Annotated in this window: 20 protein-coding genes, 2 pseudogenes and 2 riboswitches; of the genes and pseudogenes, 10 read left to right on the top strand and 12 right to left on the bottom strand. The window is 49.1% G+C overall.

The window, feature by feature from the left end; all coding sequences use genetic code 11:
• Positions 1 to 376: 376 nt before the first annotated feature.
• The 3 genes from NSU00_RS01635 to NSU00_RS01625 all read left to right on the top strand — a co-directional run bounded on the left by NSU00_RS01635 (position 377) and on the right by NSU00_RS01625 (position 5,441).
• Positions 377 to 1,894, top strand: coding sequence for a glycosyltransferase family 2 protein (locus tag NSU00_RS01635; protein WP_340703275.1), 1,518 nt, complete (start codon positions 377 to 379; stop codon positions 1,892 to 1,894).
• 475 nt (positions 1,895 to 2,369) lie between these two features.
• Complete coding sequence (glmS, locus tag NSU00_RS01630) at positions 2,370 to 4,205, top strand: glutamine--fructose-6-phosphate transaminase (isomerizing) (RefSeq protein WP_340703274.1); 1,836 nt, start codon at positions 2,370 to 2,372, stop codon at positions 4,203 to 4,205.
• A gap of 294 nt (positions 4,206 to 4,499) precedes the next feature.
• The gene (locus NSU00_RS01625) at positions 4,500 to 5,441 is read left to right on the top strand and encodes a cation diffusion facilitator family transporter (protein ID WP_340703273.1); all 942 of its coding nucleotides are present in this window, start codon (positions 4,500 to 4,502) and stop codon (positions 5,439 to 5,441) included.
• Here NSU00_RS01625 and NSU00_RS01620 read toward each other — a convergent pair.
• A complete protein-coding gene (locus NSU00_RS01620) occupies positions 5,433 to 5,921 on the bottom strand; it encodes a hypothetical protein (protein ID WP_340703272.1) in 489 nt (162 codons plus the stop codon). The genes NSU00_RS01625 and NSU00_RS01620 overlap by 9 nt on opposite strands.
• 239 nt (positions 5,922 to 6,160) lie before the next feature.
• A complete protein-coding gene (locus NSU00_RS01615) occupies positions 6,161 to 7,054 on the bottom strand; it encodes an NERD domain-containing protein (RefSeq protein ID WP_340703271.1) in 894 nt (297 codons plus the stop codon).
• A gap of 221 nt (positions 7,055 to 7,275) precedes the next feature.
• Here NSU00_RS01615 and NSU00_RS01610 point away from each other — a divergent pair.
• Positions 7,276 to 8,206 (top strand): annotated as a pseudogene (locus NSU00_RS01610) (DMT family transporter).
• 124 nt (positions 8,207 to 8,330) lie between these two features.
• Entirely contained in the window at positions 8,331 to 8,555 is a 225-nt protein-coding gene (locus tag NSU00_RS01605) for a hypothetical protein (protein WP_026685146.1), read from the top strand.
• 291 nt (positions 8,556 to 8,846) lie between these two features.
• Here NSU00_RS01605 and NSU00_RS01600 read toward each other — a convergent pair whose 3' ends face one another.
• Both NSU00_RS01600 and NSU00_RS01595 read right to left on the bottom strand, forming a co-directional pair.
• A complete protein-coding gene (locus tag NSU00_RS01600) occupies positions 8,847 to 9,887 on the bottom strand; it encodes a GGDEF domain-containing protein (RefSeq protein ID WP_340703270.1) in 1,041 nt (346 codons plus the stop codon).
• 78 nt (positions 9,888 to 9,965) lie between these two features.
• Positions 9,966 to 10,051: riboswitch (cyclic di-GMP riboswitch) on the bottom strand.
• Positions 10,052 to 10,303: 252 nt separating this feature from the next.
• Positions 10,304 to 11,896 (bottom strand): long-chain-fatty-acid--CoA ligase, encoded by a 1,593-nt coding sequence (locus NSU00_RS01595; protein ID WP_340703269.1) that lies wholly within the window; start codon positions 11,894 to 11,896, stop codon positions 10,304 to 10,306.
• 264 nt (positions 11,897 to 12,160) lie between these two features.
• Between NSU00_RS01595 and NSU00_RS01590 the strand changes: the two genes are divergently transcribed.
• From NSU00_RS01590 to NSU00_RS01575, 4 genes and pseudogenes are all read left to right on the top strand, one after another.
• The gene (locus NSU00_RS01590) at positions 12,161 to 12,316 is read left to right on the top strand and encodes a hypothetical protein (RefSeq protein ID WP_166633747.1); all 156 of its coding nucleotides are present in this window, start codon (positions 12,161 to 12,163) and stop codon (positions 12,314 to 12,316) included.
• Positions 12,285 to 12,566: pseudogene (locus tag NSU00_RS01585) on the top strand (ISLre2 family transposase); the annotation flags it as partial. The gene NSU00_RS01590 and the pseudogene NSU00_RS01585, both read left to right, overlap by 32 nt.
• Positions 12,567 to 12,895: 329 nt before the next feature.
• A complete protein-coding gene (locus tag NSU00_RS01580; RefSeq protein ID WP_328195717.1) occupies positions 12,896 to 13,999 on the top strand; it encodes a glycerol dehydrogenase in 1,104 nt (367 codons plus the stop codon).
• A gap of 128 nt (positions 14,000 to 14,127) precedes the next feature.
• The gene (locus NSU00_RS01575; protein WP_133537277.1) at positions 14,128 to 14,337 is read left to right on the top strand and encodes a hypothetical protein; all 210 of its coding nucleotides are present in this window, start codon (positions 14,128 to 14,130) and stop codon (positions 14,335 to 14,337) included.
• Between the two features lie 75 nt (positions 14,338 to 14,412).
• Here the strand turns inward: NSU00_RS01575 and NSU00_RS01570 are convergent, their stop codons facing one another.
• The 7 genes from NSU00_RS01570 to NSU00_RS01540 form a co-directional block, all read right to left on the bottom strand.
• On the bottom strand, positions 14,413 to 14,943 hold the full coding sequence (locus tag NSU00_RS01570; RefSeq protein ID WP_340703268.1) for a YbaK/EbsC family protein: 531 nt from the start codon (positions 14,941 to 14,943) through the stop codon (positions 14,413 to 14,415).
• Between the two features lie 138 nt (positions 14,944 to 15,081).
• Entirely contained in the window at positions 15,082 to 15,708 is a 627-nt protein-coding gene (locus NSU00_RS01565) for an NAD(P)-binding protein (protein WP_340703267.1), read from the bottom strand.
• Positions 15,709 to 16,024: 316 nt separating this feature from the next.
• On the bottom strand, positions 16,025 to 16,765 hold the full coding sequence (locus tag NSU00_RS01560; protein WP_061566175.1) for a sirohydrochlorin chelatase: 741 nt from the start codon (positions 16,763 to 16,765) through the stop codon (positions 16,025 to 16,027).
• A 6-nt stretch (positions 16,766 to 16,771) separates the two neighbouring features.
• Positions 16,772 to 17,530, bottom strand: coding sequence for a uroporphyrinogen-III C-methyltransferase (gene cobA, locus NSU00_RS01555; RefSeq protein WP_019720422.1), 759 nt, complete (start codon positions 17,528 to 17,530; stop codon positions 16,772 to 16,774).
• A gap of 127 nt (positions 17,531 to 17,657) precedes the next feature.
• The gene (locus NSU00_RS01550; RefSeq protein ID WP_340703266.1) at positions 17,658 to 18,383 is read right to left on the bottom strand and encodes a phosphoadenylyl-sulfate reductase; all 726 of its coding nucleotides are present in this window, start codon (positions 18,381 to 18,383) and stop codon (positions 17,658 to 17,660) included.
• Positions 18,384 to 18,474: 91 nt separating this feature from the next.
• Positions 18,475 to 18,579: riboswitch (SAM riboswitch) on the bottom strand.
• A 101-nt stretch (positions 18,580 to 18,680) separates the two neighbouring features.
• Entirely contained in the window at positions 18,681 to 18,839 is a 159-nt protein-coding gene (locus NSU00_RS01545) for a hypothetical protein (protein ID WP_340703265.1), read from the bottom strand.
• A gap of 50 nt (positions 18,840 to 18,889) precedes the next feature.
• Entirely contained in the window at positions 18,890 to 19,195 is a 306-nt protein-coding gene (locus tag NSU00_RS01540; RefSeq protein WP_061565026.1) for a TIGR04104 family putative zinc finger protein, read from the bottom strand.
• A gap of 170 nt (positions 19,196 to 19,365) precedes the next feature.
• Between NSU00_RS01540 and NSU00_RS01535 the strand changes: the two genes are divergently transcribed.
• Positions 19,366 to 20,769 carry a glycosyl hydrolase family 28-related protein gene (locus NSU00_RS01535; RefSeq protein ID WP_340703264.1) on the top strand — a complete coding sequence of 468 codons (1,404 nt, stop codon included), beginning with the start codon at positions 19,366 to 19,368 and terminating at the stop codon, positions 20,767 to 20,769.
• Between the two features lie 149 nt (positions 20,770 to 20,918).
• On the opposite strand, the gene NSU00_RS01530 is transcribed toward NSU00_RS01535, so the two are convergent.
• Positions 20,919 to 21,323 carry a hypothetical protein gene (locus NSU00_RS01530; protein WP_328196977.1) on the bottom strand — a complete coding sequence of 135 codons (405 nt, stop codon included), beginning with the start codon at positions 21,321 to 21,323 and terminating at the stop codon, positions 20,919 to 20,921.
• Positions 21,324 to 21,570: the final 247 nt, after the last annotated feature.

Raw genomic sequence — 21,570 nt, 5'->3', positions numbered from 1 at the left:
TGAAAATATGGGCCGGATTCCCGAAAGTTCCAAAAGAAAACCGGCCGTTGGAAATCCAGCTGTAATCCGGTACTTATAAAACCGGTTCGTGCGAAATTCACTTAAGGGCTGTGTCCGTGCATCCGCCTTTTGCGACGGATGTGGAAAGATTGCTGTGCCCATTCCCGTTTCTACAGGTGATGAAACGAGAGAATCCATTTTTTAAATCGGTGCCAAAAAATAACCGCTCATGGTTGTGAGGCTATCCACAAACAGAGCGATCACAGGATTTATTTCACGGTATCGTGATTCCCCGTCCATTCTATCGAAAATTGATCTTATTTGCAATAAAAGCGCAACGATTTGAACATAATGGAAGTGATAAGGAGGATGTTTTGTGAAAGTCAGCGTCATACTTCCCGTTTACAATGTTGCAAATTATTTGGATGACTGCATGGAAAGCCTCTCCCGCCAGACCTTGCCGACTTATGAAATCATTGCCGTTGATGACGGTTCAAAAGACGGGAGCCGGAAAGTTTTGAAAAAGTGGGCAGCGCGCCTCCCGCAGCTGAAAATCATCCGCCAGAAGCATAGCGGCGCACCGGGCGGCCCCCGGAACAAAGGGCTTGCGCTTGCCACCGGCGATTACATTCATTTTCTTGATCCGGACGATTATATTGACCATGACTTTTACGAAAGTTCATTTGCCTGCATCCGCAAGCACGACCCCGATATCGTCGTGACGAATATATACAAATTCAATTCCAGGCAAAAATGGCAGGTGTATACGTTTAAACTGCTCGGGCTGTTTGAGGAAAGCCGGCTGACAAACTTGTACGAAACGAAAAACCTGATCCATAACCTGGGGCCTGCCAATAAAATTTTCAAACGGGATTTTTTAACGCGGAACGGGCTTCGTTTTCTTGAAGGCTGCCGTTTTGAAGATGTCCACTTTATCACCTGCTGCCTGTACCTTGCAAAAAAAGTGTTCATCCATTGCGGCACGCATTACCACTGGCGGAAACGCGAATCTTTGCGCAATTTGTCGATTACGCAAAAGAATTTTATGTTCCGCGCTGTCGCCGACCGGGTGCGCATCCACCGGGAAATTGACCGGTTTTTAATGGCACAGGGGCTGCTCGACCACCGCTATATTAAAGATATCCGCGCCATCCTCGATTTTACGCGTTATGCTTCGAATTTGTACCGCTACCTGCCGCATGCTCGACGCCGCTTTTTTCCGCTTGTAAACCATTATTTGCAGGACATTGATGAGCGGGCGTTCGACTATGTGCCGGAACCGGAACTGGTGCGGGCGCGCTATTTTTTCCTGCGCAACGGAATGCCGTTTGAATTTGCGGCAACAGCAAGCGTTTCGCGCGGGTATTTGCCGGTAACGCCGGACGGCTGCTTTGATTTCCGCGCCTTTAAAGGAAAGCATGATTTCGACCATCTGCTTCCGGATGCTGTCCGCGTGCCGCCGGGTTTACAACCGGAAAAAGCGGAACTGCTTGCCGGCGACTTATGCAACCGTGCTCTTTCTTTAAAAGGGTTCGGCCAGATCGGCTATTTGCCGCCGCGTTCAAAGCAGGAAGCGGGCATCACGGTGATTTTGCAAAACCGCACCACAAAGGAGGAACGGCGGATTCCGGCTGTGATCCGGCTGTTGCCGCAAAGAAGGATGCGCTTTGTTGCTGCCGTTGATATTGCGCTTTTAGCGGACTGGCTTGCATTACAGCAGACGGTGGATCTTTTTCTTGAGGTCAAAGCCGGCACTTTGCTGAAAAAACTCCGCCTTCATGCCGATCCGCACGCGAAACTCGGAAACTATGGCAGATACGGGGAGCTGTCGGTTACGAAATATGGGAATATTTCGATCGCCCCGGCTGCGGCGGAGCAGCGGAAAAGAGCGTGATTTCCATATTTTGGTTTGTTTTATTTCGTGCCTGCCGGGAATAGGAACAGTGCAAGGCCAATACATCTTAAAAGAAGGGACTGGTAAAGTTTTTGATGAAAGACTTGACAGCAACTTCATCTTCCGTATTTGGCACTGCATTTGTCCAGCGGGCAAGTGGGACAACCGTCCGGAACCGATATACTTTCGGTGAAGGTTCGTGTCCGCCTACTATTTGAAGCCCCAGACTTATCTGAAGCCAGGTTTGGATAAGTCCGTACTGGACGTCATCTGAATATCAGATTTGGATGAGGCAAAAGGCGCAATCCGATCGGGTTGCGCTTTTTGTCCGTGTGCTCGAATATCTCCTGGTATACTTTGGAAATTTCGGCATTGCTGTCTGCAGCACAATCGCTTTATTCCCCGCCCGGTTCATGTTAGCATGAAGATAGGAATACACGTGATAGAAGGAAAGCGATACGTTGAGGTGAAGAAGATGAGTGGAATCGTTGGGTACATAGGCAGACATTCGGCACAGCCGGTTCTGCTCGATTGCCTGAAAAAACTGGATTACCGGGGCTATGATTCAGCAGGCATTGCCGTCTCCGATATGAAAACCATCGGCGTCCGCAAAGAAAAGGGGCGCGTCGAAGATCTGGAAGCTTCCCTCCAGCTCGAACCGATTCCCGCCGGATGCCTTGGGATCGGCCACACAAGGTGGGCTTCACACGGAATGCCAACCGTTGAAAATTCCCATCCGTTATGCGATGAAGAAGCACGTTTCTACGTTGTCCATAACGGGATCATTGAAAACTACCAGCAATTAAAAAAATTTCTTACCGCGCAGGGGCATCGTTTACAAACGGACACCGACACAGAAGTCATTCCGTATCTTCTCGCGCATTATGATACCGGCAATTTTGAAGAAACCGTGCGGACCGTCATTCCGCAATTAAAAGGTGCGTTTGCGCTTGCGATCATGGCAAAAGATCACCCGAACCAGATTATCGCCATTTCTTATGATAATCCGCTCATTATCGGCTTTGGCAGCGGGGAAGCTTATCTCTCCTCGGATATCCCGGCGCTGCTTTCGTATACAAAAGAAATTTACCCAATTAAAAACGGAGAGATGGCCATTTTGACCCAGACAAATGTGGAAATTAAGACACTTTCCGGGGAGAAAATTTTGCCGGAAAAGACATCCGTGCGCTGGAACCAAGACGAACTCAACCTGCAGGATTACGGTCACTACATGTTAAAAGAAATCATGGAGCAGCCGGAAGCAATCAAGCGCACGTTAAAAGACCGGCTGACAGAAAGCGGTGTCGTAATACCCGAGGTGGACGATTTTTTCGCAAGGCGCAAGCTTACAGATCCGGAGAGAATCGTCATTGTCGCAAGCGGCACCTCCCATCACGCCGGCATGATCGGCAAAAAGATTCTCGAAACCATGCTTGATATACCGGTTGAAGCCGCGATTGCATCTGAATTCAGATGTGAGCACGGGCGGTTGGACGAAAAAACGCTCGTTATTGCCATCAGCCAATCAGGAGAAACGGCGGATACAATTTCCGCCTTGAAAGAAGCGAAAAAGTCCGGGGCAGCGGTGATCGCGATCAGCAATTACCGGAAGAGCACGCTGGCGCGGAAATCGGATTGCGTGATTTATACGCATGCAGGCCCGGAACTGGCGGTTGCCGCAACAAAAGCCTATACAACCCAGATTACGGCGCTCGTCCTGCTTTCGATTGTCCTGGCAAAAAAACTGCACGGTTCCGGCGAAGGCCAAATCCCTGCCCTGCTCGATGCCCTTCATTCACTCGCTGATGACGTGGAAAAATGCCTGGTGATGACGCAGGATGCCATCGACCAGTTTGCACAGGTCACAAACGACCAGGAGCATCTATTCCTGATTGGCCGCGGGCTCGATTATGTCCTGGCGCTTGAAGGAGCGCTCAAACTCCAGGAAGTCGCCTATCTCCATGCGGATGCCTACGCGGCAGGAGAAATGAAACACGGCACAATGGCTTTGATCACGCCGGGTGTTCCGGTCATTGCCCTTGCCACCCAGGAACATTTGCGCGACAAGGCCATAAACAATATTAAAGAAGTAAAGGCACGTGATGCATATGTCGTCGGGATTACGACCACGGGAGATGACGAAGTGAGCGCCGTCGTGGACGAAGTGCTCTACATTCCGGAAGCACACCCCTTTCTCATGCCGATCTTGGCTGCCATCCCGCTGCAGCTGCTAGCTTATTATGCCGGCATCGTACGCGGCTATGACGTTGACCGGCCGCGCAACCTGGCGAAGAGCTTAACCGTCGAATAAAGGGGAATCACGCGAAATTTCTTAGACCATGCCTTTCACACAAAAACCGCCGGGGAAAAAGATTCTGGCGGTTTTTCTCTTTTAGGGCAGGCTCCCATTTGATTTTTTATCATATAATAAGCATTATAAATGATTCTATTTCTTTTTGTTTACAGCAATAACCCCTAATCCATATTGATTCCCATTCTCAACTATTCAAAAAAATTTATATTAATTGAGAATAAACGCTATTCTTTTTCGTTTCTTCGTGCTACAATACAGGTGAAAATAAGTTTATTCAGGAAGAGGTGTGCGATGATGCCGGAATATGATTATCACCACCTTCCCCATGTCAAAGTCCAGTCCGCATCAAAAAAGGCCTTATGGGCAACGCTCGTCCTAACCCTGTTTTTCATGTTTGTTGAAATGATCGGCGGCCTGATTTCGCATTCGCTTGCTTTGCTTTCCGACTCTGCACATATGGCTTCTGATGTCATTGCGCTCCTCTTCAGTATGCTTGCTTTGTTCATGGCGACACGCCCGCCAAACCGCAAATATACATTCGGCTATTTGCGGTTTGAGATTATCGCATCGTTCCTGAACGGGCTAACGCTTGCGGGCATTTCAATCGGTATTTTCATTGAAGGGATCAATCGCCTCGTCCATCCGCAACCCATTGATTTTAAGTGGATGTTGATCATTGCAGTGACCGGGCTTGTTGTGAACATTATCCTCACCATTGTGCTGCACCGGAGCACAAAAGAAGAAGAAAACTTAAATGTTCAAAGCGCGTTATGGCATTTTATCGGTGACTTATTGAATTCAGCCGGCGTGATTGTTTCCGCCCTGCTCATTTATTTTACGGGAATGAATTTCTTTGATCCGCTCATCAGCATCGTGATCGGCGGCATCATTTTTTACGGCGGTGCCAAAATCATCCGCGCTTCCTATTTGATTTTGATGGACACGGTGCCGGAAGGGTTTGATTTAGAACAGATCCGCACAGATATGTATCAAATTGAGGGTGTTGAAGACGTCCATGACATGCATCTTTGGAACATTTCTTCCGACCATTGTTCTCTGACCGCCCATGTATTTGTCAGGCATTCATCCGAACCGATGCACGTCATTTTGGCTGTCAATCAGATGCTCGAACAAAAATACGGCATCCGCCATACGACCATCCAGACAGAGGACCCCACCATCCATGATCATACCGATTATCTCCGGCAGAAAGACCGGACTGTTTCACTGTAGCTGCTGCTCAGCAGGTACAGTTTTTTTGTTTTCCAGCCAGACAATCCATTTGTAAAATCCGGCCACACTGAGCAAAAGGAACGGATTTACGAGTGCCGAAATGGTGAAATTCCACCATCCGTAATGAAAATAACCCCATGGTGCCGGCAACAGGGTGATCATCTCATACCCCAGCATCAGCACTTCCCAAACGGCAATATAAAAAACCTTTTTTATCCATGCTTTTCCAAACGGGAACCAGTTGAGATATAAAATATTGACAGGCGGAAGTAAACAAACCAAACCCGGGAGATTCTCCCAGTCCACTCCCTTTGTAAAATACCAGTAGCCATGGTACTTGTAATCGATATATACATCAAAAACCAAGTGGGAAGCGATGGTGAACGTCCAAATCTGTACGATCTGCCCGGGAGAAAGCCGCTTTTTTACACAAAAAACAGCCAGATTAAATCCAATGAGGGAAACAACATACCCAATCATGTTTGAGCCTCGCAATCAGCGTTAACGTTTTTTCAATAGCTTATGTTACCCGCCAATTTCTATACAGCCGCCAAATGGGCAGTGAGGGAATGTATAGATTTGGGCCTTTTTACTTGTACGCCAGGTCCAGTTTGCTTCCCCGGTGGCGATTGGCGGATCAAAGCTAGGGCTGTGCACACATCGTTCTGGTTGGAGACTTTTTCCGATTGCGCCCTCCGGCTAAAAATCGCACTGGTGTACTAATGCGCTGCCTCGCGCACGATTTTTGCCGCTGTTTGTGCATCCACGCGCAAAAATGAACAAAGTGCCTCATCCGGCGCATCCTGGCCAAAAAGCAAATAGAACTCTTCTATCGCTTTACGGTGCGCATCTTTACTGGTATGGCCGCAAACCTGGCAGTGCCACATGCCATTATTAAAATCCATTTCGAAACGGCGGCACACCGGGCACCCGACCCCCGTATACCATTCGCTTTGGTCAACCGGCCACGGAAAGATCTCCGACTTTTCGTGGCATTCCAGCAAATGCTTGTGCCATTTTTTAAAATGCTTGCTGTCTAGGACCGGCTGGCTGTATGTGTCCTGCATCTTGATAACTTTATAAACAGCCTGGCTTGCCGGGCAGATCTTCAATTCATCTGCTGAATTGGCAACAGGCATTTTCAGCTCGGCCTCCTCATGGCAAAGGACAAGCAAATACTCCAGCGGCAATTCGGGCAAATGCCGCATACGGGCCCATGTACATAAGATTTCTCTTTGTTTTTGCAGGCGCGCAAACGGTTCCGGCCAGCCTTTTTCCTTCCCGCCTTTTTGCTGGATAAGCTGGGAAAAAGCCGGATCCGGAAAAATCACGCCGGATAAATGGGTGTAGCCTATAATCAAAACAAAATTCCGTGTGAGAATTAACCCGTCCAGGCATGTATTTGCAATGGGCAGTGCATGGTAAACATGGAATTGGTCAGACGGAAGAATCTCCAAAAAACGGTCTGCCCGCTTCTCCCTTTTATATTTCACCCTCCACTTTTTTACATCCCCCGCAATCTGCCCATACAGCGGATGCCTTTTGGGCAGCCTCCCCAGCAACGCCTCTCCCGCTCGGATTTGCGCGGGATATTCCCGCTGTTTTACAATCACGTCCAACTTCCCCTTTTTCATGATTTTTTTTATTTTATTCGCTGCGTGGGAGGAAATATGTTAAAATTAAGAATATTATAGTGGGAGGTGCTGTTTGTGCGTCTGTATCTTGATCTGTTTGAAAATGACCAGCCTGTTCGTTCCTGATGCGGGGGACGAACAGCCGCTTCGAAACCCCCGTCTGGCTGTTAGATAAAAAATAAAGACGGAGGTTGATGACTGTGAAAAACAAATGGGCAGGTGCACTTTGCCTCGCACTTGCATCCGGCATCTGGGGCGGGATGTATGTGGTCAGTAAATATGTCTTAAACTTCGTACCGCCGCTTACGCTTTTATGGCTGCGGTATATGATCGGTTTTGCCGCACTGTACGCGATATTGCATGCCGGCAGAAAGAAAAAGGAAAAGGTAAGCCTTACAAAAAAAAGACTGGCTGCTGCTCGCCTGGATCGGGTTTATCGGCTATTTTGCATCCGTTGCCATGCAGTTTATCGGGACGCAAAAAGCGGACGCCCATACCGGCGCGATCATTACATCCGCTTCTCCGGTTTTTATCGTAATATTCGCGCGTATCATTTTAAAAGAAAAATTGACTGCGCGCAAAATACTGGCGCTGATTACCGCATCCGCGGGCGTTGTCATCGTGATCGGCTGGGACATTCACGTGCAAACCTATTTTTGGGGCAGCCTGATACTGGCTGGAGCGATGATTACATGGGCACTTCTGTCCGTTTATGTAAAAGTGGCTTCCTGGAAAATGGATTCGTTAACCATTACAACATATGCCATTTTGTTCGGGCTGCTGTTTACAACGCCTTTTGCCGCCCGCGAAGCCATGATGGCCTGGCCTGTATCATCGGGCGGTTTTTGGGGGATGGCAGGTATTTTGTATCTCGGCGTCATCTCTACAGCCGGCGCTTTCTTCTTGTGGAACAAAGGGCTTGAAATGGTAGAAGCCGGCAGCGGGTCACTGTTTATGTTTTTGCAGCCTGTCACTGGCTCTTTTCTCGGCTGGCTTTTGCTCCATGAAAGCCTGAACGGCCGCTTCTTTCTCGGCGGCGCCCTGATTCTGGCTGCAATTGCCATTTCGTTGCTCCCAGAAAGGATGCGCCTCGCACCCCGGATGGAAGCGCCAAAAAATATATCGGATTAAAATAGCATCATAAGGCAAGGCCTGTCGCACCGGTCTTGCTTTTTTGTTTCTTTTTTTGCGAATTTGCAGGAATTTTTGCCGCTTTTATCGAAAAGGGAATAAAAAGGTTCCGGGAGGCAGAACAATGGATCGGTACAGTTGCTTGGCATATCTTTTGTTTCAAACGGATGATAACACGGTAAAAGAAGCGGCAATCCGCCTCGTACAGGGCAGCCTTACGCTCGAGGAGGCAAAAAGCGACAGCACGCTCAAGCCGTATTTGGAAGCCTGTGAAAAACGGCTGAACATACAGCCGCCGGATGCCGAGCAGGTTTATGCATTTATGGAAAATTATATATACGCCGTATAAAAAGCATCTGGCAGGGCAAACCGGCGAACTTCTAAATGGCAGTCCCCGCTTAGGCTCCGCAAGCGGAAGTGTGCCACCGCAAACGTATGCCCTGCCTCGCGTAGTGATTTTGCAAATTTTGAGGTTCGTCCGCGGTTATAGGCACTCTCCATGCCAAATCGCATACCCCAGTTTATGAGCAGCAAGTCCCCCAATTAAATGGACTACCGCTGTCATACGGTTTTTTGATCGCAAACCCGCCAGCTAAAATGTTCACCACATGCAATGAAGAAAATCCGCTCTCCCCCTGCCTTACAGCACCGTAATCCGGTTTCTGCCTTGACCCTTCGACTTGTACAGCCCTTCGTCCACCCGCCTTACAATGGTTTCTGCCGTATCCCCCGGTGTATATGCAGTCACGCCGAAACTTGCGGACAGCTTTCCCGCATGCCCAAATGAATGGCGGATAATGCTTGCTTTCAAATATTCCGCCAGTTCCTCTGCCTGAGGCAATTCATCCTTTGTAATGATGATGAATTCTTCACCGCCCCAGCGTCCGATGTAATCATTCGCTGAAATCACCCGGGAGGAAAGACGGACAAATTCCTTCAGCACCTCATCTCCTATCTGGTGCCCGAACTGGTCATTCACCTGTTTAAAATAGTCGATATCGAAAAAAATCACGGAAAAAGCTGTGCCGGTTTTGTCCGCGTGTTTAACCGCAGCATCCAGCCATGCCTGCACCTGGCGCCGGTTGGCAATCCCGGTCAACATGTCCGAATAAGCCTTTTTCTTTTCCTCTTCCAATTCTCTAAATACTTTTAAGAGATAATGAGAAATGCAAAAGATGGCGATATAGACGAGATTGGCAAGGTAAAAGATCAGCATGGATATTTTATAGTCAAAGGAAAAATGGCGGAACTGCGGCATTCCGATCAGAAGTGTAGTCACGAACAAAGCGAGCGAATAAATGATCCCGTTCCGCTTTTTCAACGTGATAAAAATATAGAGAAATAGAAGCGGGCTCCAAATGATCGAAATTCCGATGGCTCCCTCTTTTCCCGGAACCATGTATTGAAAAACACAGTCCATCACGATGGCAAGATAATAAACCGTGAGGATCACGAGATTCACATAGTCAAACAAGCGGAAATAACGCTTGAAAACCATGCAGATGAGAAACAGAGCGTTCCAGGCAATCAGGATCCGCGTCGTGGCGAGATAAAATAAAGCTGTACGGGTGCCTGTGTGAGGGACCAAATTGTAAATCGCAAGGGCAGCGATCAAAAGCGGGCTGATCCAAAGATAAAGGATTCTTTTAAAATCTTCCAATGTCTCGATTTTCCTGCCCATTTCCGCCCCGCCTTTCTGATCAATCTCCGGGGAACTTGCAAATGAAAACAAAGGCCAAACTTCGGCTTTTCACTACGCATTAGCAACTGGCTGGCATGGTTGAAAAACCGGTAGCCCCTGTAGTTTTGCGTCTCCATTTTTCAATGGATTCGCCCCTTTGATATAGGTCTTTTATCCTATTATACTGTATTTCTGTCCAAAAGAAACCGCCAGTCAAAGGATAAGAAAGGGCAATTCGGTTAAAATTTGCCGTCTGCAGCTGCCGGAAACGTTTATGGCGGTTCCGCCAACGCCCCCGCCTCATCGCTGAAGAAGGGGCATGGATGCGGCATGCTTTCGCTGTTTACGCCGAAATGGCACACGCTGTTCTGTGCTTTTCAGCGGCCTTGCGTTTTGCCGGATCTGTTTCCGGCATGTTAATTTACGAACCGCTCTGTTTTTCCGAGCTTTTCCCAGTATTCGTTACGCAGGCGGACTTTCTGGATTTTCCCGGATGCCGTTTTCGGCAGTTCCTCCACAAATGTCACACCCGTCACGGCTTTGAAATGGGCAAGCCTTTCCCTTGAAAAACGGATAATGTCTTCTTCAGTGGCGGCCGCATCTGCCTTCAGGACGACAAATGCATGCGGGGTCTCTCCCCATTTTTCATGCGGAACCGCAATCACCGCCGCTTCAAGGATATCCGGATGTTCATACAGCACCCCTTCCACTTCAATAGAGGATATATTCTCGCCGCCGCTGATAATAATGTCTTTTTTACGGTCGACGATATCGATATAGCCGTATTCATCAACGGTCGCCATATCCCCTGTATAGAGCCGCCCGTTCCGGATCGTTTTCATCGTTTCTTCCGGGTTTTTCCAGTATCCGTGCATAACGCCATGCCCTCTTACCGTGACCTCGCCGATTTCTTTTCCGTCATGGGCCACTTCTTCGTCGTTTTCCCGTAAAACCCGGACATCACTGCCGATCATCGGAAACCCGGCTTTCGCCCGCAACCGCAATTGTTTATCATGATCCAGCCCGCCAAGCTGCGAACGGATGACAGACACAAGGGTGAGCGGTGTGGACTCCGTCATGCCGTACACCTGGATGAATTCCCAGCCAAGCTCTTTTTCCACCCGTTCTACAAATGCAGGCGGCGGCGCAGCTCCGGCGATGACAACACGCACATCCTGTTCAATGGCGGGATGGTGTTCCGCATTGTACTGCAACAGGCTGTTCAGCACAGTCGGCGCCATATGCATCACCGTTACATGATGCCTGATGATTTCCGTGAAAATGGCTTCCGCCGACGGTTTGCGGAGGCATACATGGGCCGCCCCGTTTGCTGTATAGTAAAACGGCGAACCCCATCCGTTTACATGGAACATCGGGAGCACATGCAGATAGACATCGCGGTCCGTAACGCGCAAATGGTGCATGGCGCTTAATGCATGCAAATAATTATTGCGGTGGGTAAGCATCACGCCTTTAGGATTTCCGGTTGTCCCGCTCGTATAAAGCAGGCTGCACACATCGTTTTCATCGAGGCCGGCACGCGGAAACGGCTCAGGCGGAAATCTGTCCAGCCAACGGTCATAATCAATTTCAGCACAGTCATCCTCTTTATAGTGGATAATAATTTGCTCCACCGTTTCAAGCTCATCCTTTACCGGCTCGATCAAATGGTACATCTCCTGGTCCACAAACAATACTTTCGATCCGCTGTGATTTAAAATAAACCGGTAGTCTTCCGGGGTCAGCCGGATATTCAGCGGCACCATCACCGCCCCCAGCTGGAAAATCCCGTAAAAGCCTTCCAGCATTTCCACTGTATTCGGCGCGAGATAGGCCACCCGATCCCCTTTTTCAATGCCAAGATTTTTTAACCCGTACGACAGCTGGTTCACCCTGCCGTTCAGCTCCCGGTATGTAAACGCCCGGTCCCCGCAATACACCGCTGTTTTCCCGCCGTACAAAAGCACCGCGCGATCCAGAAATTCCGTCAACACCAACGGCACGTTCATGGACTCCCCTCCCATTTTCATTTTCTCCCTGTTTCCCCTTGCTGTTTAAAAACCAGCACTGTTGTATAACAATATTATAAAAGTTTTTGAACGCGTTTTCAATCATCATATTTATTTGTTTTTTTATAACATCGGATGATCTTCTTTTCACTTCGTATGTGTAAAATTTTACTCGCAGGGGCAGATGAGTGGAAAAAAAAATAGGAAGACACTCTATCATCTAAATGTACACCATGAAATGAACATCTAGAGAGAGGTCTTCCCATGGATATTATATCAATAATTGCTGGATTATTAAAGGATACAAAGAGTCTTATTGAATTTGAAGAACAGGTTAAAATTCTGATGCAAAAAGTTTTTACGCAATGGGTTGGGGACGTATTTAAGAAGAATGAAGAAAAGGGGGATGCATTGGAGTAAAGCTGGCGCCGAAGCCATGGTAAAGGTGAAACAGGGCATGCTTAACGGGACATTGCAGGAAACCTATCTGAAACACCGTTCAAGAAGCGCGAGAAAGCAACGGAGCTTGCAACAATCCATCAGGATGTCTCAACGATTCAAGCAGCCTGTACGCCCGTCAATCGGCGTAAAGCACGGATCAGTTTCCCTGCATTCAAGCCGTTCATCGGCAATGGGGCATTTAAGCAAAATAGTAGAGCTTTCGTTTTAAGCCTGGTATGTGGGGGACTGATCGTTGATGCGCGCGAAATTTACGAGACTCCTGCGGGAAAAGCGAGCCAGGAGAGACCCCGCAGCGAGGTACGAGCGAGGAGGCTCGCCGGCCGCCCGCGGAAAGCGAGTGAATTTCGTGCGCATCAACACCCCCTTTATCAATCCATACGAAAGTGTACAAAAAGAGTGTCTTGGAATCCCGATATTTAAACCTTATCGAGAAAAACTTGACACATACTTTTCACTTCTTTTAACTTGGTTTCCGCTTACATTTTTAATATAATGAGAGTGTAGAAAGAAAAAAATGTTTAGGAGGCAGTACATGTTATGAAAATTCCTGTAAAATCCGTTACATCGCCGAAAAAGTTTATCGTAGGGAACGGTCTGCTTGCCAATTTATATACGTACATAAAAGATTTGGGCGACAATGCCTATGTGATTTGCGACGAATTCATCCTCGGCCGCGCAAAAGAAGAAGCCGGAAAATCTGTCCGGGAAGGCGGTGGGAAAGCAACTTTCGAACAGTTCAATTATCAAATCACCCAGGAAGAAGTAGACCGTAACCGCCGGCTTGCACGTGAAGCAGGCGCCAATGTCATTGTCGGCATCGGCGGCGGAAAAACGCTTGATACCGCAAAAGCAACCGCTTATTATGAAAAACTTCCGGTTGTCATTTTTCCGACGATTGCCTCCACTGACGCACCGTGCACGGCCCTTGCCGTTCTTTACAAAGAAGACGGCGCTTTTGACCGTTACTTGTTCCTGCCGAGCAATCCGGATGTCGTGCTCGCAGACACGGAAATTTTAGCTGCAGCACCGGTCCGCTTTTTCGCCGCCGGGATCGGGGACGCGCTTGCCACTTATTTTGAAGCGCGCGCCTGCTACGCGGCAAACGGCGACAACCTTGTTTTAATGAAGCCATCTCTCACCGGCCTGGCCATTGCCCGCACTTGTTACGAAACGATTCTCGAAAACGGCGTAAAAGCAGTGGAAGCCGTGAAAAACAAAGTGCCAACCCGGGCAGTGCAGGATACCATTGAAGCGACCATCTATTTGAGCGGTGTCGGTGCGGAATCCGGCGGTCTTGCCGCAGCACACGCCATCCATAACGGCATGACCGCTGTCCCTGCCCTCCATCGTGCACAGCACGGCGAAAAAGTGACATTCGGCCTGCTCGCACAGCTCGTTCTTGAAAACGCGCCAAAAGAAGAGCTTGAAACGGTAATCCGCTTTATCAAAGCAGTTGGCCTGCCGCTGACACTGAAGGACCTCGGCGTTGAAGAATTTGTGGAAGCCGAATGGCGGAAAGTGGCGGAAGATGCCTGTGCCGAGGATGACACAATGGGCAACGAACCATTCCCGGTTACGCCTGATGATGTGTACAATGCCATTGTTGCCGCTAACGCCATTGCTGAAAAATACCATGACTAAATCAAAGCAGCTTATATGAACCCATAAAAACGGCGGGAAAACACGATTGTGTCTCCCGTCGTTTTTATTTATCACCGGCTGCTTTCATTCTGCTGTCGGAGCCGTTTTAAAAGCGGCATGGCGGCCAGGTGCTTGTTCCTTTTCAATCCTTTGATGGCGCGCACGGGCTTCTATCCCGAAACATCGAGATGGCTGGTGTTCATTCCTTTTCTATCCTGAAAAAATGCGATACTGATTTTCATTCCTTTACTGGTGCAGCGTTTATCCGGCGTGGCGGCAATCTGATCGCCCGCTTTTTCAAGTATGCCCGTGTTTCGGGCAATTGCCAGCAGCCATGATGGATTTGCTTCATTTTCCGGCGCGTACCCGGGACCCCTTTCCGTCTCAAAGGCAAGCCTGAAGCGGCAAGCAGATTATTGCGGATCCGTTAAGGCGCCTGTCCTAGCTGCATGCTGGTAATCTTCCGCCGGTTCCCATCCTTTGCAGACATCCACCCATTTTTCGGCCTTCCCGTATGTATACAATTCTTCGCAGGTCAGTTCAATTGCCGAGTTGCCGCTCCCGCATGCCGGAAATACAGTCGTGAACCGTTTGAGTGAGACGTCCATATAGACCGGCAAATCTTTTTTCAAACCGAATGGGCAGACGCCGCCGACAGCATGGCCGGTATGCTCGAGCGTTTCTTCTGGTGACAGCATCCGCGCTTTCCCGCCGAATGTTTGCCGGAATTTTTTATTGTCGATTTTCGCATCTCCCGCGGTGACAACAAGAAGGGCTTCTTCCCCACCGGTACCCCTGAACGCAAGCGTTTTTGCAATCCGTTCCTGTTCCGTGTGCAGCGCCTCAGCCGCAAGTTCAACCGTCGCGCTTGATGACGGCAGGACGAGCACCTCTTCTTCCCGGTCCCACTGCTTAAAATAAGCTTTGACATCTTCCAATGACATGAAGGCGACACTCCTTTTTGTGAAAATTTTAACCCTATTGTAACGGAAGCCATTCCGGGTTGCAAACGGGCTTGCCAAGTTTTTCGCCGGGCACACCGGCTGATTTCCCAAAGATGCGCGCTAATCTTCATTCGTTTTTCAGCGGGCAGTCCCTTGCATGCGGCTGCGAAAGAAAGACAAGGCTTCCTGCTGTTTTTCAGGCTTGCGGTATGCTTCTCCAAGCAGCTTTTCCAGCCACTCGCTTTTTTCCGATGCAGAAAACTGCGGCTGCTTCAGAAGCTGGCGGCACTCGTATAAAAAATCCACATATTGGGCGTAGTTCGTATCATAATGCCCGGATAATTCATTTACAATGCGGGAAGCCAGTTTCGGGCTTGCCCCGGCTGTAGAGACACTGATGGAAAGCCTGCCCTTTTGGAAAAACGCCGGAAAAGCAAGGTTGCCGCTTCCCGCATGGCCGGCATCGTTCACGAGGGCTTGGGCCGGGGCATGGGTAACAATCCGGCTGTTTGTCTCCGGATCATTTGTCGCTGCAACAACCACATCAGCCTCCCGGATGTCTTCCGGTTCGAATGTTTTCTGTTTCCAAATGAACGCGTGTTGTTGCGCCAAAACCTGCAATTCATCGTTCAGGTGCGGGCTTACGACTGTAACGCATGCCCCCGCTTCCTGGAAGAGCCGGAATCTACGTGCCGCCACTTTTCCGCCGCCGATGACCACAGCCTGCTTCCCGTCTAAATTGACCATAACCGGTACCCAAACCATTCCTGATCTCCTTTCCAGTTTATCCGGTGCAGAAACGCCTCGTGCTTCCTGCCATTTTCGTGAATGTGCCCGTACGCTCCCTTTCCAGCGTTTCCTGGGGAGCCGGAACCGGGCAAGTGCCGGCATGCGCAATGGAGCGCCGGACCGCGGGCATCTTTCAGGCTGATCGGGCCCAAAAAAGTGCCGGTACGCACATTGAAACACCGCACCCAGGCATTTTTTAAACTGCATCTCCCCCAAATAAGGGAGGGGTTCACAATAGAAAACGCCGCAGGCTTCCCCCAGGCTTTCCGGGGGCAAAAAAGGTCCCGGAATCTCAAATAAAAGCCTCTGCACCCAACGCTTCCTTTGCCCGGGCGGCCAATGCGTCCGCCATATCCGGGTGACAGCCGAGATACCGTGCCAGCCGGATATCATATCCTTCCCGCTGCAGCATGCCCACTTTCTTTTCCAGCGACCGGACGAGCACGCCGGTGAACCAAAGATATGGGGCCACAACCACCGGGCGCCCGGCCGCGGCCAGCTCCTTCAGCGCCTCATCAAAACGGGGCTCAAGCACCGCCAAATAAGCCGTTTTGATCTGTTCTGCCCCCAGTTGCACGCGCAGCCCGTCCGCAATTTTTGCAAAATCGCACAGTGTTTCCGGATTGCGGCTGCCGCGTCCGACCAGCAGAATCCAGGCACCCGGAGGCATACCGGTTTCCAAAATATTTTCCGCCAGAATTCCGGTGATCCGGTCCCCGACGCCGAGCGGGCGGCCGTACGTAAACACAATATGCGGATAACGTCGTTTCGCTTCCCGGATCGCACGCGGGATATCCTCATAATAATGCCCGGCACTCAGCAGCAATACCGGCACAACGGCGATACGCCCTGCGCCGCCCCGGACAAGCGCATCAATCCCTGCTGCAATATCCGGTTCCGCAATTTCCAGATAACAAATTTCCTGGAGATCCGCATCCACCTGTGCCATCGCTTGCCGGATTGCCGCTGTTGCTTCCCGGGCGGTTTCGGGCACACGGCTGCCGTGGCTGACATATAAAACACCTTGTTTCATACCCGTTCACCCGGTACAGGCCGGAGCAGCGGAAAGCTGTTCAAACCATTTCAACTCATCGCGCAGTTTTACCACTTCTCCGATGATCAAAAGCGATGGGTTGCGCAACCCGTCCGCCTTTTCACTTAAATTTCCAAGCGTGCCGACCGCGGTTTCCTGTTTTTCCGTCGTGCCCCAGCGGATAAGTGCAGCCGGCATGTCCGGCGATTTGCCGTGCTTTATCAGTTGCGCACAGATGAGCGGCAGATTTTTCACGCCCATATAAATGCAAAGTGTATCAATTCCCGCATATTTGGACCAGTATGCATCAAGATCTTCGCCTTTTTTCGTGACGCCCGCGATAAAAGCAACGGATGTACTGAGCCCGCGGTGGGTGAGCGGAATGCCGGCATAGGCGGGCACGGCGGAACCGGCCGTAATCCCCGGAACGATTTCAAACGGAATATGCTTTTGCACCAGTACTTCCGCCTCCTCCCCGCCTCTGCCGAATATAAACGGATCGCCGCCTTTTAAACGGACAACAGTTTTGCCTTGGTTGGCAAACTTCACAAGCAGGTGGTTGATCGTATCCTGCGACATCGTATGGGCGTCCGGCTTTTTCCCGCAGTAGACGAGTTCCGCATCCGGCCTTGCTTCTTTTAACAGATCCGGATTCACCAGGCGGTCATATAAAATGACATCCGCTTCCCGGATCATGCGCAATCCTTTCACTGTGATCAGTTCCGGATCGCCGGGCCCTGCCCCGACTAAATATACTTTTCTCATTTCTTCACCTGCTTTAAACTTAATCAGATAACTGGTTGGTTTGGTTTATGCGCCCACTTCTCCCGGAGTGGCTGTAGCAGCGGCTTAGAAGGGATGGCCGTTTTTGCCACAGCACCACCTGGCAGCCTTATTTTTTCTGAACCGTATGCAGCCCGCATTCGGTTTTATGAAAGCCCGCCCATCTTCCCGCTCTTGAGTCGCTGTTTCCGACAGCACGTGTGCACGGGAAGCAGCCGATGCTCGGGTATCCCTGGTCATGCAATTCGTTATACGGGAGATGATGGGACTTGATATAGTTCCAAACGTCATCCCATGTCCAATGAATCAGCGGGCAAATTTTAATCGAATGGAACCTTTCATCTTTATTGACAAAATTCGTTTTCGCCCTTGTCGGCGATTGCTCCCGCCGCAAGCCGGATATCCAGGCCGCCGCTCCCTGCAGCGTTTCTTCAAGCGGCTTGATTTTCCGGATATAGCAGCATTGGTCCGGATCCCTTTTCCAAAGGGCAGATCCGTATTGCGCCGCCTGTTCATCAAGCGTAAGCGACGGTTTTTTCATTTGGATATTTAAAGTCGGATATTTCTTTTTTACTTTTTCAATCAATTCGTAAGTCTGCGGAAAGTGCAGGTCCGTATCCAAAAATACGATATCCGCATCTTCTCTGACTTTCGAAATGAGATCAATCAGCACCATTCCTTCTGCGCCGAAGCTGCACGCATATACCACTGATTTACCGTACGTGCCATATGCCCACTGCAAAATTTCCAATGCACCCTTTGTTTTATCTTCCGGCACGAACGCTGCAAACGGATCCGACGTAAACTGTTCATATGTGAGCCGCGTTTGCTCCACTCTATTCCCTTCTTTCTTATTCGATTACTAAGGATTAAACGACAAAAATCTTCTTACCCTGAAGTAAGAAGATATCCATTCCCGGGAAATCTTCTTATCTTTCAGGCCACCACCTGCAGGAATTGGCACAGTACCCGTTTTCGGACCTGCTGCCGAGGCTTCACAGGGCCCTTCCCTCCACCTCTCTTGATAAGAAAATAACAACATATAAGCTTGAAGTTTATTGTATACCTTCTTATGCTATTCGTCAACGAAAAATTCTGATAAAGAAAATAAGGCCCATTTTCACGAAAAGTGTTACATGTAGTTTTGGGCCACCTTTTTCTTTCTCATTTGATGAAATGGTTTCCAATCTTTACTTGCATGTGTTTTTTTCAAATCTTGCTCTGTACCAAATCGGTTCATCAATTCACCTTTAAACTTGCGGCGTACCGGCTCAGCTCCGCGTTTCATCATCACCTGGATTTTTGAAGCCATTTAAAAGGGCGACAACTATTCGTTCCCTTTTACCATAGAGGCCTTTCTTTATGATCAAACGAATAAACATAAGGCATCATAAGAATCAAACAAGCCCAAATAATGATGATTAGTGTTATGAATGCAATTTTTGGAATGCCCAATATCATTAGTCCAAATGAGATGAAAAAGCAAAGCAGGGAAAAATATCCAACTTTATTTCGAAACTTCAAACTTGGATATAACTTGGCTTTACAATTTGGACATTCTATGGTTTGGTCAAACTTCCATAACCTCTTAAAGATATAAATCCACTTAAATGGATGGTTACAATCAGAACATTTTGGCAGGCTCATTGACTTCCACCTTCCTTTTCTTCGATTTTAACATAAAATTCAATCTTTTTTATGCCAACAACAATGATTTAGAAAAGAGTCTTCCTTTTTCAGTGCGTTTTCCAACCTGCGGGGGTAAACTACATATATCCAATGACAGAGACTGAATGAAGGCAAAGCGGGGTGAAAAAATGATTCATTTGGATAAGCATCATGACCCCCGGACAAACGGCATGCTGCTGCGCCAGCTTTCACGCAGGGCAGTCCAGCCGGGTACCCTAATCCAGGAAAATGAAGCGCTTTTTCAAAAATACTGCCAGCCGGAATTTCACAAACCGTTTTCCCTTTCACGGCTGCTGCTGAACCGGAGATATCCGGTTGAACCGTATAAAACCCTTGCAGATCAGAACGGCCTTGTCTACCCGGAATGGAAAACGATATTGGATCAAGAATACAGCCGGCTGCTGTCTGTGGCATCCCGTACAGTCAATGTGGCAGATTTCGGGGCTGCCGGCGATGGAAAAACCGACTGCACAGCGGCATTCCAAAAAGCACTGGGAAACGGCCGCGTGAAAGTGATCGTACCGGAAGGCGTTTATCTTGTAAAGGGGCTTAAGCTGCCTTCATGGACATGCCTTTGCGGCAGCGGAAAAGGCGTAACAGTCATCAAACTCCATCCGCATGCGCCGAAAAAAACGCGTCTTATCCAAAACGCCCATTTCCACCGCGGCAATCACCATATATCAGTGGAAGGGCTCACGCTGGACTGGAATGTCGAAAGGCTCGGAAATGTGGAAAGAACGGCAGCAGGAAATAACCGTTCAAGCTGTCTGACTTTTGCGCACGTCACGTTCGGCTGGGTGAAAAATGTGGAGGCGGCGGGGGCCGGCCTGCATGGTTTTGATGTATCGTCTGCCCGGTATCATTATTTGGGCGACGGCTTTCTCGCCCCGGGAAGGAGCCGCTATATCTGGCTGGACGGGCTTACGGCAAGCGGATTCGGTGATGACGGCATTACCACCCACCATAGCGACTATTGCTTTATTTCAAATTCTTTCTGTTACAACCCGAGTGGAAAGGCCCACAAAAAAGGGTTTTCCAACTCCAATGGCATTGAGATTGATGACGGGTCGCGCCATGTCTGGCTTTACAATAATGCTTCAAGCGGCTGTTTCGGAGGTGTCGAGATCAAAGCCCACCACAATGCTTCGGCTGCTTCTCATGTCCACCTTTACGGCCATCTTTCTGTCCGCGACAACCGTTCTTTCAATTTCCGGCATATCGGTCACCATAAAGGTAAGGATAGCGATTCGAAAAGCGCGGACCATATTGTGGCGGCCAATCTTGTTTCCATCGCGCCGGTGTTTACGGATTTATATGAAGGTTCAACGCCGCGCAGCCTCGTTGTTTCCGCTTACCGGAACGTTGTCATTAACGGGCTGACAGCACTTGGCGACCCGGATTACGATTTCAAGGGAAATCCTGTTGTCGCCATCCAGTACCGTGCAAAAAATGTTATCTTAAAAAATGTAGAAATCAGCGGGTTTCAAAATGCGAAACGGATCAAGGGCAAAGACAAATGCGTACTGTTGTAATGCTCGATCAATTCAGAGAGAGAATCTGCGCGGAAATCTTTCCTTTGTCTGAAGAAAACCGAATTCCGGTCGAATCTTTGCAATCCCAGTCTGAATCCTGGAGAGTAGCTGTAGTGCTTGTTTGGTGAAGAAATGTTCTTTGGCCTACCCTAAAAATTGTGCCGGCCTATTTTCATTCTTTTGCCCATTCCGTATCCAATGCGGCAGGCTTCTATTTTGAAAATATGCGTTTGCCCATTTTCGTTCTCTGGTGTCGCCGCGCCCGCCGCAGCATGGATAGGGGTCCTGAAAATACGTGCCGGCTGTTTTATCCCTCTTGCGGCAGAGGCGTTTTTTTCGGATGATGATTTCCGAATATTTGTCATTTTTAATCCTCTATAAAAATCATTTCCCGGGGAAACTTGGTGTCTTTTGTCATGATGATGGCGTCGAAAAACATTTCTATACAAAATTTTCACCGGCTTTGCTTCATCCTGCAAGTGAAAGACGCCCCAACAGGACATTTGATCTTCCGCGGAGCCAATGTGCGGAGTTTGTTGCGATATGTCTTTCATTGCCCACGTGTCGAAAATTTTGTTGCAAGTTGTCTCTCATCGTGTTTGTTTTATCTTCTTTTTACCATAAAGGACGCTTTCCCGGGAAATTTGCTGCATTTTGTCTTTTTACCGGCCACTGCCCGGATGCCCTTTGTCCTGAGGCTGGGGCATTGGGACCTAGGCCTGAATCTTTTTTTAAAGTTTTCTTGAACCGGGGTTGGGATGGCCTTTGTCTTGTCGAAGAACTCTAAAAGACTAACGGGCA

Origin of the sequence: Weizmannia sp. FSL W8-0401 (genome assembly GCF_038009125.1) — a bacterium.
In the GTDB taxonomy this organism is placed as follows: Bacteria; Bacillota; Bacilli; order Bacillales; family Bacillaceae_C; genus Weizmannia; species Weizmannia coagulans.
Note: the sequence above shows the minus strand (reverse complement) of the source record. Positions and strands in the feature narration are given on the sequence as shown.

Excerpts from the sequence above, each read along its gene's own strand:
- NSU00_RS01530 (WP_328196977.1), bottom strand. The coding sequence starts at position 21,323 with ATGAAAGACATATCGCAACAAACTCCGCACATTGGCTCCGCGGAAGAT.
- glmS (WP_340703274.1), top strand. The coding sequence starts at position 2,370 with ATGAGTGGAATCGTTGGGTACATAGGCAGACATTCGGCACAGCCGGTT.
- NSU00_RS01565 (WP_340703267.1), bottom strand. The coding sequence starts at position 15,708 with ATGGTTTGGGTACCGGTTATGGTCAATTTAGACGGGAAGCAGGCTGTG.
- NSU00_RS01570 (WP_340703268.1), bottom strand. The coding sequence starts at position 14,943 with ATGTCATTGGAAGATGTCAAAGCTTATTTTAAGCAGTGGGACCGGGAA.
- NSU00_RS01590 (WP_166633747.1), top strand. The coding sequence starts at position 12,161 with ATGGATATTATATCAATAATTGCTGGATTATTAAAGGATACAAAGAGT.
- NSU00_RS01535 (WP_340703264.1), top strand. The coding sequence starts at position 19,366 with ATGATTCATTTGGATAAGCATCATGACCCCCGGACAAACGGCATGCTG.
- NSU00_RS01600 (WP_340703270.1), bottom strand. The coding sequence starts at position 9,887 with ATGGGCAGGAAAATCGAGACATTGGAAGATTTTAAAAGAATCCTTTAT.
- NSU00_RS01560 (WP_061566175.1), bottom strand. The coding sequence starts at position 16,765 with ATGAAACAAGGTGTTTTATATGTCAGCCACGGCAGCCGTGTGCCCGAA.
- NSU00_RS01545 (WP_340703265.1), bottom strand. The coding sequence starts at position 18,839 with ATGATGAAACGCGGAGCTGAGCCGGTACGCCGCAAGTTTAAAGGTGAA.
- NSU00_RS01540 (WP_061565026.1), bottom strand. The coding sequence starts at position 19,195 with ATGAGCCTGCCAAAATGTTCTGATTGTAACCATCCATTTAAGTGGATT.
- cobA (WP_019720422.1), bottom strand. The coding sequence starts at position 17,530 with ATGAGAAAAGTATATTTAGTCGGGGCAGGGCCCGGCGATCCGGAACTG.
- NSU00_RS01595 (WP_340703269.1), bottom strand. The coding sequence starts at position 11,896 with ATGAACGTGCCGTTGGTGTTGACGGAATTTCTGGATCGCGCGGTGCTT.
- NSU00_RS01605 (WP_026685146.1), top strand. The coding sequence starts at position 8,331 with ATGGATCGGTACAGTTGCTTGGCATATCTTTTGTTTCAAACGGATGAT.
- NSU00_RS01625 (WP_340703273.1), top strand. The coding sequence starts at position 4,500 with ATGATGCCGGAATATGATTATCACCACCTTCCCCATGTCAAAGTCCAG.
- NSU00_RS01620 (WP_340703272.1), bottom strand. The coding sequence starts at position 5,921 with ATGATTGGGTATGTTGTTTCCCTCATTGGATTTAATCTGGCTGTTTTT.
- NSU00_RS01580 (WP_328195717.1), top strand. The coding sequence starts at position 12,896 with ATGAAAATTCCTGTAAAATCCGTTACATCGCCGAAAAAGTTTATCGTA.